Raw genomic sequence first — 12839 nt, forward strand, 5'->3', positions numbered from 1 at the left:
AGATGAATAGATACACACATACCTTAAATATCCCTGAATTTGATCAGATTCCCAATTTTATGAAAATACTCGATGATTTGAGTGTAGGCAACAATGTGTTTTTAAAAGGCATTGCAGGGACAGGGAAAACCACTTTAGCTGAAAAAGCAGCCTATGCCTATTTTGGACGCGGTGAAAATGATAAAAAGGCACTACCCTTTGTGATTATTAATTGTAATCAATATACCTCTCCTATTGATATCAAGGGCGGACAAACCATTACAGGCTATAAAGAAGGCGGGCTTATAGAGGCTTGGAGAGATGGTAAAATTCTGATTCTGGACGAAATACCAAAACTTGATCCAAACACCGCAGGGCTCTTAAATGATGCCTTGGCAAAAAGTGCAAAATCAGAAGCCATCATTTTCAATGGATTAAATGAGCCTGTTATAAAGCATCCGGACTTTGGGTGCATTGCTTCAGGAAATGTATTGGGTAAAGGGATCAGTAGTACCTATGTCGGGAACAATAGACAGGATAGCTCCCTACTTGACCGCTTTAGCGGTAGTATCTATGAGATTGGTTTTAACCAAACGTTGGAGCGTAGTCTGATCTACCCAAAATTGGCTGATATCTGTATTAGCATTCGAAATTCCATTCTGGATTATGAAGCTGGCAAGGGCAATGACGGGGATATGGAAGATATTATGACCCTTAGAACCATGCTTAATTTCCAGCGAATCTACGTACAGGAATTACTTCGAGATACGGGTATTAAAGATGTTTTTGGGAGTACCAGACGTCCTGTGAAAAATGGAAAGACCTTGCGGGATTGTCTGGAAAGTTTTTTTAATGTGATGGGAAAAGAAAAAGCCCACCATGTGAAAACCGAGGTGGATCTGGAAAGCTTTCTAAACTCATATAAAGGAGCAGCAAGCAAACCTGATTTTATAAAAGAATATAAGCGCAGAAATACGCTGGAAAAGACATGATACATCCTACAAAAGAACATATCGATTTAAAAGGAAGTACTACTGCTGTTTCCTACATCAGGTTTGGTAGTATCACCGATTTCCACAGCTTTGTGAAGGATCAGATGGGGCGTTTAAATCCGCACAATGCAAAACAGTGGCAAGGTGTTATGGCAAGAGCAGAAGACCGTTTACAGTTAAAAAGTGAGTGGTATGGATTTCCTATACCCAGAACACTGGAAGAACTAGATACGCACAACTACTTTTTGGGAATGCATCTCACGCGTGAAATAGCGCCTAAAATTAAAGAGCGTTTAGCGGAGTATCTAAAACTTACCCAAAGCCAGACACTGCCCAAACCTAAACTAGCTCATAATGACAAGGGACTGGGGATATTCTCTTTTGACAGAGCCATAATGGGAATGTATAGGGTCCAACCTACAGCAAAAGATACCCCTATTGAAAAAATCACCAGTCAGTTAAAAATTGAATTGGATGTAGACAACAAAGCAACCACGATTAAAAATGTATTTACTCATTTCGAAAATCGGTCTTCTACATCTCCCGTATTACAATTATATGTGGTGGCAGGTGCAAACGCTAAAGTTCAGGGAAAACAGTTGTTATACATCGGTCTTGCTTTGGCGGAGCTCGTAGCCTTTATGGAGTTGCGTGGCGTAGCCACAGAAGTAAATCTGCTTATAGGAACTCATTTTGACACTGCAACATCGCTTGCTATTGTTAGGATGAAAGGTTTTGAAGACCCCATAGATACCAACCAACTGTTGCTGCTTAGTAGTGATCCAAGATACTATCGATACCGAGGTTTTAAAGCGCTTATGGCGATTAACAACTATTTAGAAAGGGATGTGCCTCCGGGCTTGGGTCGGCTTCATAAAGGAATAGGTAAAGAATTTATAGCGGCCATTAATCCAAAAAGACACGCGGTTTTTGAGCAAAGCTATGCGATGGATGATGCTGTTAAAGAAGTTACTGAAATACTTACCCGATACACGAAAAATTTTAAAAGATGAAAAAATCGAAACAGCTACAAAAGTCTCCTTCCAAAATCGTTATTAAACGCATTATGGATAGGGCTATGCAGATTGATCAAAATTGCACGGAACATTGCAGGGATTTTAAAATCCTAGTCTCAAAACACCATCAAAACACGCTGATCCTTCGATGGACAACCATCGATATCAGCGATGAAGATCGTCCTGTACAACACTATCGCTATGAGTGTTTTGAGATGGATGGAACACCACAGCATTGTTCTATTCATTACGCAAATCAACAAGAATCTAATGATTTTTTTGAGAACCTAGAATTTCTATACACTCAACAGTGTGCTATGGATCATAAACTATAAAACGTATGTACAAAACAAAAAACTTACAGCCCAAAGACCTTGAAAAGGTTGAGATCACGAATCAAGAGGAAATCGAACAGGAAATCGGAAGTAAACTAGATCTGAAGGAAGCCTTTGAAATCATCAAAGAGCGCAGTAATGGATTTACGACTGCTGATGTAGAAGCACAGCGTGCGGATGCTTTGCTATATGCCCTTGTGAGTGGAAAACCAAAGGCAGTAGATATCAGAAAGGGGCGCTATACGATGAGCGACGGCACCGTATGGGAATTGCTATCCAAAGAAGAGGCCTTACAACGCTTTAGGCAAAACAAGGAAGTATTTGCAATTAATACTGAGGAAGAAACAGAGCGCGTCATCACTTCGGAGAAAGATACGGAGTTATGGGATGTATTTGGTATTCCTGCTCCTTTAGAAGAAGGAAAAAAAGAGATGAAAAACAAAACAGCATCCAATCCATTATCGAAAGAGCAAGTACGTATCCGTCAAAAACAACAAGCCAGTAAACTAGCATTACTAGCTTTAGAATTGGAACTGGAAGAAGAAAAACCAAAGAGTGCATAACCCATTAAATCATATACTTATGGCAACAATTAAAGATTTGTTACAACTTGATATATCCAAGATTGGTAACGAAAAGCTCCAAGAGCAAGTACAACAAATTATAAGTGATCACAAAGAGGCAAAAGACAAAGAGGATTTTATAGGTGTATATCAGCCTACCATCGATCAGGCATACACACTGGTTGAGAAATTTGCTCCTGATGCAATTCAGAAAGAAACAAAGGAAAACCCGTGTGAAGAGATCACTGATCAAAATCCAGTCAAAAAGGTAAAAAGTAGCACTGCAACCAAGAAAAAGAAAAGTGGCAATGCCACTAAAAAAAATAAAGGTAGTACTACAACCAGGAAAAATAAAAGTGGCGATGCCACCAAAAATAATAAAAGAGGCAATGACACTGCCAGTGCCACGAAGATGACCTTACAGGATGTGAAAGGATTGGATAAGGAAATCCAACAATGTCGAATTAAAATTAAAAAGTACAATGAAGAAAGGCGCAAAAACCAGCCTGAAAAAAAACCTGTCTCCCGATATATCAAGATTAGGAATCACATCCTTGCTCTTGGAAGACTCATTCCTCCCGGGCTTAAAGATGATTTGGACACTCAAAAGAAAACCAAACGAGTGCTTATCAAAGCGCACAGAGAACTCCTGAACACTTTTAATATGACCTCGCTTCGGAACATCGACAGGGATCAAAAAGAAATCAAGGAGAAATTTGAGAAAATAGAAGAGAAATTAGAAGCATAACAATTGTAAAAAAAGAAAAGATATGAAAGTAGACAAAACCGTAGTCATTGTAACAGGTGTAGGATTAGCCATTGGCTTTGCAGAGGCACTAGTATACTACAATCTTGGTACAAATGCCAAAAGCAAAAAATTCAAATTTGGTGTTCCCAAGGGAAAAGAACTTGCCAAGAACATGGCAGTCGTACTCGCCACCTCGGCATTAACAGCACTACTGTCCTATAAAATAGAAAAATCATTAGAAGCCAAAGCTGCTGAAAACTTAGTAGTAGCCTAAAAAAAAGGGAATATTCATTTTAAAACATACAACTAATGAAAGAAGTAAAATTTAAGGTGTTTTTACAGGTCAATCAGATCAAGAAAACGGAATTACCTGAACCACTGACGGAAAAAATTGGATTGTTCTGGAAGCTACATGCTATTCTGGAAAACATTCAGGATACCGATAGATCGGAATTACTAGAACAATTGGAACAGCTCGATTATGAAATTTTAGGAGACATAGAAGAAGAGTATGAAGATCAATTGGAGAATAATGACCGATTGGAAGAATTACTAAAATCTCCTACAGTTAAAAAATCGATAAAGAAGAAAGTAGTAGAAAAATTACGAACTGATCAAACCATTTTACAAGAACTGGTAGCTATAGGAAGAACCTCCAATATAGGGAAATCAGAATTACACGAATTGGGGATCAAGACAGTATTGGGATGGAAAACCAAGATTGGGAAGTTTCTTCTAAAGCGAAATTCTATTTGGTACTACCGCTATAATATTGAGGTCGTAGACTGATCAGGTCTTTTTTATTAAATCATCATCAATCATTAATCGAACAGTTACATATGAAATACAAAAAGTCAAAGTTTAGGGATTTTTTAATCAACAATGGCATCAGTACATACTTTTTACACCGATCCATAAAAAATAAGATCACTACTTACGAAAATCAAATGCATCCACAGGTATCCAAAAAAAATATCAAAAGTGTGTATCAGGGCTATGAGCAAAAATTAATACAAGAGGATATAGAGATCCTTAGGTCTATAAAAGAGCATTTAATAAAAAGAGTAGTTAAAAGTGCTAACAATGATCTGGAGATTTTAAAGGTATTAAAAAAGATAAAATGGACTACAGATATCAAAGAAAGTGAGCTAAGAGCTATGGGCTTGGAGTCACCGCTGTTTTGGAATACGACCATTTTTGGAAAACTCAAATTGGTTAGGATTCACGATTTAGGTACTCGCTATTACATCGTACCAATTGCAAGGCGGTTAAAGATAAAAGAGCTTCTAAATTCCATTCGCCTATCTAAAAAACCAGTGGTAGCATTTGAAAAATAAACACCTATGGATCAAAAAAAAGAAACGATCAGCTATGCTGATTTACAAACGGGTATCGATAGGTTGATCAGCAAATTCGGGATGTCTAAAACCTTAGGGATTATAAGGCAATTGACAGGGCAAAAAACCAGTGAACAACAACAAGGGCAAAGAGCAGAAGTAGTGATGGCTTTTATTATTTCCGAGAGTCATCGCCTTTTTGATAGTGAAATGCAGACTCCTTCTGCCCTGGTTAGCAAAGAATTTAGCGATGCACGAATGACTGCCTATCACCTAACTAAAAAATATACAGGACTTAGTTATCGGCAAATGGGAAAACCCTTTGGACAGTCAAAAAGAGCAGTGATTTATCATTATAAAAATTGTGAAGAGATGCTATCGGTTCCCCAGTTCCATAAAGTTTTTATAGCAATTTATAAAAGCGTGGAAGAAAATGTGATCGAATTCATTACCCAATAAACTAGTACGAGATGAAAGATATAGAAAAACAAGTGGTAGACGTATTAACACAAGACTCGGAAGCGATTGATTTTGAGACTCCGCAATCCGAGGAATTTAGCCCTTTAAACCAAGCAGTTGTTGAAAAGGATGACACCAGTACCTCCGAAAAAGACTGGAATGTCTGGAAAGGTGGCAATCCAAATACAAGTCCTTCTTTAGAAAAGCAGTTGGAAGCACAAAAAAAGTCTTTAGGCGCAGCTATTGAAGGTGAAAATGAAGCAATACAAAAAGATGATGCCCCAGAACAGGATATCGGTAGCGATACTACCGAAGGGACTAATTTTGAAACGGGAGATGCTTCGGGCAGTAGTGATACTGCTGCTAATGATAATGATAACACCTTTGAATTGCCAACGGCTACTGCAAAGCAAGCTGCGGATACTATTCTGGGGATGACCAATAATTTTCTAGGAATCGGTGGTGGATATTTCGTTAAAATTCGAAAGCATAAGGAATTCTACGAATTTGATGAGATTGTGGAGCTGATTGATCAGCAGAATTCCAAGAATATCGAGCGTATTAAACTCGACAAGGAAGATAAGGTGCTACTCAAACCTCTTATTGTTGCCATTTTAAAAAAGAAAGCTAAAAAACTAACTCCGGAGCAACAATTAACAGGTGCTATTATTTCTATACTGATGAAAAAAGCACAGCTAGTGATGGAGGTGCGAGCAGAAAATGACATGCTGATTGATCGCATTTTGGATATCGTTAGAGAAGAAAAAGGCTACTCTGAACAAGATTTGGAAGATGACAAGGATACGCTAGATACTTATTATGAAGAGATCAATGGAAAACCAGATCCTATAGAAAAGCCATCAGGCAAGTCAACGGAATCTACTTTAGAACACGAAGAGACTTACGATGAAACTCCAACTGTTATGGATAGCATTGTAGAGATAGCAGAAGAGGAATCATAAAAAAATAGCTATGGGAACGAAAAAAAATAAACCTTCCAAAGGAAGAAAACCAATTGTCTATAAACAGGAAGACTTGGAACGTCAACCTATGATAATGCTGGTATGCGGAGAAACAGGCGTTGGAAAAACCTATCGCAATAAGATGGAGATTCAAAAATATATGACTGATAATCCTGCAACAGGAAAGAAAGGTCGTAAAGTACTTGCCTTCGATACTAATGATGACGATTATCAGGAATTTAGAACGGTAAACCCAAATTATTTACATGCATTGACCGCAGTATCCAGTAGAAGAATACGTCCCTTTAATCCCGATGGATCGGCTATGGATGATACTGATAAAAAAGGTGTAGTGGACAAGATTTTGAAGCATTTTAAAAACGGCATGATTGTACTGGATGATATCGATCATTATATGGCGGGAGCTAAAGGACAATCCATGATTGGTGCTTTGTGTACAGTACGTCATAAAGGGATTGATGTGCTGCTTACGCATCAATCAGTCGCTAAAATTACCACTTCAGAATGGCAAAACTGCACATGGCTTCGGTTGCATCATCAGGTTGATGATGTGACCCGATATCGGGATCGTATCCCTAAATATCAAATGGTACGTATAGCACAGCACATCGTAGATGAACAGTACGATCTAGCTTCACGCGCGTTCGCGGAAGGACGAATATCTGAAGACAAATACAAAGTATTAAAAAGCTTTTTTGTGTATGTCAATATGCGACAACGTAAGATTATGGGATGTAGTCGTTCTGCTTTTATAAGGGCTTGTAAGCGATATATTGATCAAGAAGAAGGCAAAAAAGTGCGGATGTTATTGCAGGAGCGCGATTTTAAAGGAAAACACAAATATAAAGATCGTAATGCTGCCATTATTAAGATGATCTGTGATTATACGCTGTACCACGACCCGAGAACTCAAGGACCAAAGTAATTGTATATATAATTTTTAATCAAACTTAGTTTGTGAAACAGCAGATACTATCATTAGGAGCAGGAATGCAATCCACTGATTTACTTCTTAGAGGACTCAGGGGCGAATTTAGTGAAGTACCTTCTCATGCAATTTTTTCTGATACTGGAAATGAACCCAAAGGAGTGTATACTTACTTGGAGTGGCTTATTAAATACGTAGATAGAGCATATAACTTTACTATTGAAGTGACATCTGCAGGAAATATATACGATGATGCACTAACCTACTTACAAGGAGATCGAAACAGTTCAGAAGGCATCCCTTATTACACCAAAAACTTAAAGACTGGTAAAAAAGCAATCCTCAAAAGACAATGCACGGGATACTATAAAATTAGACCCGTTCGAAGACGGATAAGAGAGATCACCTCGAAAGGAGATAAAGTCTCCCTTTGGCTTGGGATCAGTTATGAAGAAATGGAACGAATGAAACCCGCTAATGTGAAATGGCTCACCCACCGATTTCCGTTAATAGAACACAAGATTAAGCGTATTGACTGCATCCGAAATTTTAAAGCGCATAGGATTCCTGTACCTGTCCGCTCTAGTTGTGTGGTATGCCCCTATCATTCAGATCGGTATTGGATATGGATTTACGAAAATGACAAAGAGAGTTTTGAGGCAGCAATAGCATTGGATGAAAAAATAAGACACTATCCAGGAATTGGGGATGCTTGTTTTTTGCACCGCTCTTGCAGACCGCTTAAAGAAGTAATTATTGATCTCTTGAAAGGAAAGGAATTAGCATCACAACAACTCAATATGTTCCCTGAATTATTGGAAGAATGCAGCGGAGTTTGTGGTATTTAGACCATAAAAATAGTAGGATTTGGTCTATATTATCAAAATTATGACAATTATAGAGGTAACATTTTAAAAGAATACGACACTACTATATATAACATTTTACATTATGGAAGAGAAAAAAATAATGGATAGACTTTTTGAGTTTTTTGATTTCTGGGATAATAAGGATACAGAAAACGAAGATGGGACAAGAGAATTTAGCGAAAGACAATTCTGGGTATATGAAGTATCAGATAATTTTGCGTTTAAATGGTATGTCAGCCGAGAAGAATTCGATGAAGTCATCGCTCACGGAGAAGGAAGAATTACCCTTGGAGAGAATAAAAACATAGCAAAACTAAGTCTCGGTCAGCATAATTTCGAATTAGAAGTAGCTACGGATTAATGAAATAGATGTTGTTGTACAAAAAATGAACATAATTCCAATAAGAATAGATGCTCATTTCTTTAGCTAATTAGGGACAAAAAAAAAAATTAATTAAAATGTGAAATTCAATTTAATTCAGTAGTATTGAACTCAACCTAAGATACAATTTTTTTAATGTCAAATAGATGTTTTGGAAGAAAAAGAAAAAAAATAATGTATTCGAATGTTCCCAATGTGGGGTAATTCACGATATGTGGCCTGCATTGACCTATGAATCTCCAACGCCTTATCACCAGTTAACAGATCACGAAAAAAAGACCATTGGAAAACTAAATACTGATTTTTGTGTTATAGAAAACCAAGAACAGACTGATCGATTTATCAGAGTAGTATTGTCGCAAAAAGTGATTGATTATTCACAGGATTTAGAATATGGAGTATGGGTGTCTTTAAGTGAAAAAAGTTTTAATGATTACAAGGAGAATTTCAATAATGAAGAACATCAAACTGAATATTTCGGATGGTTATCTAATGATATCCCTCAGTATGATTTTTTTGAAAGTATCCCTATGACTGTGCATACAAAAAAAGGAAATACTAGACCGGAAATAATTCCTCACGATGATTTTCATCATCCCTTTATACGAGATTACTATAATGGAATCTCCAAAGAAGAAGCTGAAACAAGAATACATCAAATGATGGATAGAATAACCAATAGCAATGAAATTAAAAGTAATACTGAGGGGTAGTCAAATAGGTTTGTTGCTAATATCCGTAATATGCTTGGGTTGTGTATCTACTAAACCACTAGTAGGAACATATTCTGAGGAGTTCCCACCGGATATTGCTAGTTTTGAGAGTGAACAGTACACATTTTTAGAAAACAATCGATTTATCTATCATTTTTCTAGTGATATGGCATCCTCAAATGCATATGGTAAAGGAATTTATAAAAAGATAAAAGACAGCATTTATTTTTATTTTGATGGAGTATCTCTGGATACCACTAGTTCAAAAATTAGTAGTTCAAATACATCTAAAACTAAAACAGATGCAGCAGTTTATAAAATAACTGTTCGTTCTGAAGATCACAAAGTAATGCCTTTTGTAAACATTGGAATTCGTGATAGCCTTGGATTGACAACAAATATGGTAACTACTGGGAAAGACGGAAAAGCAGAAATATTAGCCCGTAAAAAGCTTCATCCTAAAACACTGGTTGTATCATTTACAGGTTACCAAGAAATATCAATTTCATTGCTAGAAGATCAGAATGCCAGTTTTCAGGTGGTATTAGCTACTAAAAAAGGAAATGTACTAGAAAAATCTGTTAGAAAATATGAATTGAAGTACAAGACTAAAGGCAAAATTGCTATTGGAGATGGAATTTTTGATACTGCTAAAAATGATGAATAGTATCTTAAAACACTATTCATCATTACAGTATAAAAAAGTGTTTTACTTACTCCACTCAATTTTTATATCGTTGAAAATCACCCTGTCTTCTATCATATCGGAGCTACGTGTTCCTTCTTTATGGTATTTAAAAGGTAATGGAAATCCTTTAATAATTGTTGTCTCAGGAACAACTCCTTTAAAAATGTAGGTGCATTTCAGTGGGGTATCACGATAAAGGGCGGTACTTGCGCCAAAAAATCCTTTTACTTCAGTTGCTCCCAAAAATGCTTTATGAAGTAACACTTCATTACCTCCAGCTTCAATAATAGACTTTACACTTGTTGACATTCTATCTATATTGACCCCTGAATTGGTAAATAAAACTTCAATTTTTACGCTTTGCTCACGAGTCTCTCCAGTAACACTCAGTAATTTAACTTGAATGTCTTTTGACTTAATTTCAGCTTTGGGTTTAGTAAGCAGTAAAATGTTCTTTAACGCTATAATCTCTTTTTTTAATAGCTCGCTCTGTGCTATGATTTCTTTACACTCCTCTTGTGCTTGTATCGGTATCAAAATAAGGCTTATTGCTAATGTTACTATAATTTTTTTCATAGGGAATAAGTATTAATAAGTTTAAAATTGTGTGAAATTAATATATCAAAAGCTACTGGTCGTTTTTGCAATATTTCCAGCCATCAGTAGTTTTCCTAAATTCTAGATTTTTAATAAAAGTATTTCGATCTTTATCTGGCCCCAGTATAAAAAAAGGTGTTTTCTCTTCCACTTTAAATTTTACACGCACATTGGCAGCGTTGAATTGTGGGATTTCCTGAATTTCTAATATTTCATCTATGGTATACGTTGCTAGTCGTACATAAGCCCCTTTAGACTTCCCAAATAAAGCACCCATAAATTTATCAGAATCATTGGCAACATCTTTAGTTGTAACGTATGTTTTGCCTTTTTCGGAGAGAGATACTTCTAATTTTTTACCTGTTCCGGTCATAGAAAGTAAACCTTCTGCTACGAGCTTATCATATTTTTCTTTCTTTTTTTTGTCATATCTAAAGTTCACCCTGCCTAGATCCAAAAGACTGTAATCATTCAGATAAGGATTGGATTCACACTTTTCAATAAGTTTTTTTGCTTTGTTTTTGCTCAACTCTCCTTTATCACAGGAGATTAGTACCAAGAAAATACACAATAGTGCTGTGGTTTTAATCATAATTAGTTAGTTCAATGATCGTGTGAGGATCGGTTTATTATTTTAATGAGTTTTGGAAATATAATTGATGGTTTGAATATTCCCTAAAATTATGTTTTCAAAGCAATCAATTAATATGCCAAAATTTTGGCATATTTTACGAATTCTTATTTCTTTGCTGGAAAAATTATGGATATCATCGGACTCGAAAAAATATTATTGGAATATTTTAAGACTACAGATCCTACTTCAGGGCAAAAGCATTTAAAACCCTAGAACTTTTTCTCGATAGTCTTTATTAATCAGCGCTTTGAATCTCTTGTTGTTTTTACTTTTTTTAAGTGTATTTTCTTTATTGATAAGAGTTAATGCTGTTTTTAAGATGATATTGAAGTTTTCTGCGGAGTTTTTGCATCTTTTTCTAGCAGAGTCTTCACTAAATACCACGTCAAGGACCCAATGTAATTGATTTTCTATTGACCAATGCTTTCTAATAGCATTGTTTATAGCTGTAGCATCGTTCGATAGATTTGAAATATAGAAACGAGTTTCATTAGTTGTTTTTTGTGATGATTTATGATAGACTTCTTTTTCGACCACTATAAAGGACCTCAAATCCTTCCACTTCTCAGAATTTTCTAGATGACTTAAATTCGTGTAAATTTTACAAATTCGCTTTTCCACTCTTCCATGACCACAATCATCTTGTTGAGTTATTTCGATAGGTTTTTCTAATTGCAATGTGTCTTTTATAGCTAAATGAAGTGTTCCTTGGTTTGCTTTAGCCGCTATAATATAATTGGCATTTTTGGATCTTATCTGCTCTACAATTGTTTTTTGACAACCCATCGCATCAATGGTAACAATACTGTTTTCAATGAATAATACATCTAGTAACTCTGTAATGGCACTAATTTCGTTACTCTTATCAGTGACTTTAAATTGACCTAGGCATAAACCTTGATCTGTAGCCATAGCACTTACAATATGTGGAGTTATACTTTGTGGGGCTGATAAGTTTTTTGCGCCCCGAACAGTTTTTCCATCCAAGGCTATAACCTCTAAACTATTTGGGTTACGAAGTGAATCAATCCAGTTCCTAAAACAATTTTGAAAGCTTGATGGGTCTAAGGCCATAAAGAACCTACGCATAGTATCTTTTGATGGAAGTCCATTAGAAAAGGAACCATATTTTTTTAACCAATCTATTTCGTGTTCCCCAAACATCAATATACGATCCCATTCTTGGCAGCCACACAACACAGCACTAACGGTAAGTAATAGAATATCAGACATACAATGTCTCAAATTTCCTTTATTAGTACGACGAGGGTCTTGCAAAGTGGAAAAATAAAAATGAAGAAAATTCCTGTTAAATTTTGAATTTGACGTAGTTGACATTTTTTTTAATTCCCCTATTGGAGAAAAATGCCGTATGCATACTGCTAATTTAAACGAATCCTAGAACTTTTCAAAAGTTAAATGCTTTTGCCTTGGATCCTACTTGGAAGTATACTATAAAATCGACTAGTGACATTCCTGTAGGAGTATCTGATATCAGATCTGTAAGTATTCGTGGTACGCATATTAAATTCTATGAGCAGATGCTTATAGAAAAATCAAGTAGTACAATTTATTGGATGCTTGATATAAATCACTAATTCACCACTAGCAGTGTT

At 36.0% G+C, this 12839-nt stretch carries 19 protein-coding genes; 16 read left to right on the plus strand and 3 right to left on the minus strand.

What is annotated here, in order from left to right; translation table 11 throughout:
* The first annotated feature begins 2 nt into the window (after window positions 1-2).
* The 15 genes from H526_RS0111480 to H526_RS0111550 all read left to right on the plus strand — a co-directional run bounded on the left by H526_RS0111480 (window position 3) and on the right by H526_RS0111550 (window position 9971).
* Window positions 3-971, plus strand: a complete 969-nt coding sequence (locus H526_RS0111480; protein WP_027393138.1) for an AAA family ATPase — start codon at window positions 3-5, stop codon at window positions 969-971.
* A complete protein-coding gene (locus tag H526_RS0111485; RefSeq protein ID WP_035085285.1) occupies window positions 968-1984 on the plus strand; it encodes a hypothetical protein in 1017 nt (338 codons plus the stop codon). Before H526_RS0111480 ends, H526_RS0111485 begins: the two co-directional genes overlap by 4 nt.
* Window positions 1985-2037: 53 nt before the next feature.
* The gene (locus tag H526_RS0111490) at window positions 2038-2322 is read left to right on the plus strand and encodes a hypothetical protein (protein WP_245591204.1); all 285 of its coding nucleotides are present in this window, start codon (window positions 2038-2040) and stop codon (window positions 2320-2322) included.
* A gap of 5 nt (window positions 2323-2327) precedes the next feature.
* On the plus strand, window positions 2328-2885 hold the full coding sequence (locus H526_RS30845; RefSeq protein ID WP_051336117.1) for a hypothetical protein: 558 nt from the start codon (window positions 2328-2330) through the stop codon (window positions 2883-2885).
* Between the two features lie 19 nt (window positions 2886-2904).
* On the plus strand, window positions 2905-3633 hold the full coding sequence (locus H526_RS0111500; RefSeq protein ID WP_035085288.1) for a hypothetical protein: 729 nt from the start codon (window positions 2905-2907) through the stop codon (window positions 3631-3633).
* Between the two features lie 22 nt (window positions 3634-3655).
* On the plus strand, window positions 3656-3907 hold the full coding sequence (locus H526_RS0111505) for a hypothetical protein (RefSeq protein WP_027393142.1): 252 nt from the start codon (window positions 3656-3658) through the stop codon (window positions 3905-3907).
* 35 nt (window positions 3908-3942) lie between these two features.
* The gene (locus H526_RS0111510; RefSeq protein ID WP_027393143.1) at window positions 3943-4422 is read left to right on the plus strand and encodes a hypothetical protein; all 480 of its coding nucleotides are present in this window, start codon (window positions 3943-3945) and stop codon (window positions 4420-4422) included.
* A 50-nt stretch (window positions 4423-4472) separates the two neighbouring features.
* Entirely contained in the window at window positions 4473-4970 is a 498-nt protein-coding gene (locus tag H526_RS28975; protein WP_027393144.1) for a hypothetical protein, read from the plus strand.
* A 6-nt stretch (window positions 4971-4976) separates the two neighbouring features.
* Window positions 4977-5429 (plus strand): hypothetical protein, encoded by a 453-nt coding sequence (locus tag H526_RS0111520; RefSeq protein WP_027393145.1) that lies wholly within the window; start codon window positions 4977-4979, stop codon window positions 5427-5429.
* Between the two features lie 11 nt (window positions 5430-5440).
* Window positions 5441-6391, plus strand: a complete 951-nt coding sequence (locus tag H526_RS0111525; protein WP_027393146.1) for a hypothetical protein — start codon at window positions 5441-5443, stop codon at window positions 6389-6391.
* Between the two features lie 94 nt (window positions 6392-6485).
* Complete coding sequence (locus H526_RS0111530) at window positions 6486-7337, plus strand: zonular occludens toxin domain-containing protein (RefSeq protein WP_035085391.1); 852 nt, start codon at window positions 6486-6488, stop codon at window positions 7335-7337.
* 32 nt (window positions 7338-7369) lie between these two features.
* Complete coding sequence (locus H526_RS0111535; protein ID WP_027393148.1) at window positions 7370-8188, plus strand: adenine nucleotide alpha hydrolase family protein; 819 nt, start codon at window positions 7370-7372, stop codon at window positions 8186-8188.
* 103 nt (window positions 8189-8291) lie between these two features.
* Window positions 8292-8570, plus strand: a complete 279-nt coding sequence (locus H526_RS0111540; protein WP_027393149.1) for a hypothetical protein — start codon at window positions 8292-8294, stop codon at window positions 8568-8570.
* Window positions 8571-8737: 167 nt separating this feature from the next.
* Window positions 8738-9304: a DUF2199 domain-containing protein gene (locus H526_RS28980; protein ID WP_035085296.1), complete on the plus strand. Its 567-nt coding sequence runs from the start codon at window positions 8738-8740 to the stop codon at window positions 9302-9304.
* Entirely contained in the window at window positions 9276-9971 is a 696-nt protein-coding gene (locus H526_RS0111550; RefSeq protein ID WP_155839670.1) for a hypothetical protein, read from the plus strand. The genes H526_RS28980 and H526_RS0111550 overlap by 29 nt, the downstream gene beginning before the upstream one ends.
* A gap of 42 nt (window positions 9972-10013) precedes the next feature.
* Here the strand turns inward: H526_RS0111550 and H526_RS0111555 are convergent, their stop codons facing one another.
* The 3 genes from H526_RS0111555 to H526_RS28990 form a co-directional block, all read right to left on the minus strand.
* Window positions 10014-10568, minus strand: coding sequence for a hypothetical protein (locus tag H526_RS0111555; RefSeq protein WP_027393151.1), 555 nt, complete (start codon window positions 10566-10568; stop codon window positions 10014-10016).
* A gap of 52 nt (window positions 10569-10620) precedes the next feature.
* Window positions 10621-11181 (minus strand): hypothetical protein, encoded by a 561-nt coding sequence (locus tag H526_RS30850; protein WP_051336118.1) that lies wholly within the window; start codon window positions 11179-11181, stop codon window positions 10621-10623.
* Between the two features lie 243 nt (window positions 11182-11424).
* Window positions 11425-12561, minus strand: coding sequence for an ISAs1 family transposase (locus tag H526_RS28990; RefSeq protein ID WP_051336119.1), 1137 nt, complete (start codon window positions 12559-12561; stop codon window positions 11425-11427).
* Window positions 12562-12653: 92 nt separating this feature from the next.
* On the opposite strand from H526_RS28990, the gene H526_RS31765 reads away from it, so the two are divergent.
* Window positions 12654-12821, plus strand: coding sequence for a hypothetical protein (locus H526_RS31765; protein ID WP_155839671.1), 168 nt, complete (start codon window positions 12654-12656; stop codon window positions 12819-12821).
* Window positions 12822-12839 lie beyond the last annotated feature (18 nt).

Origin of the sequence: Aquimarina latercula DSM 2041 (assembly GCF_000430645.1) — a bacterium.
Taxonomy (GTDB): domain Bacteria; phylum Bacteroidota; class Bacteroidia; order Flavobacteriales; family Flavobacteriaceae; genus Aquimarina; species Aquimarina latercula.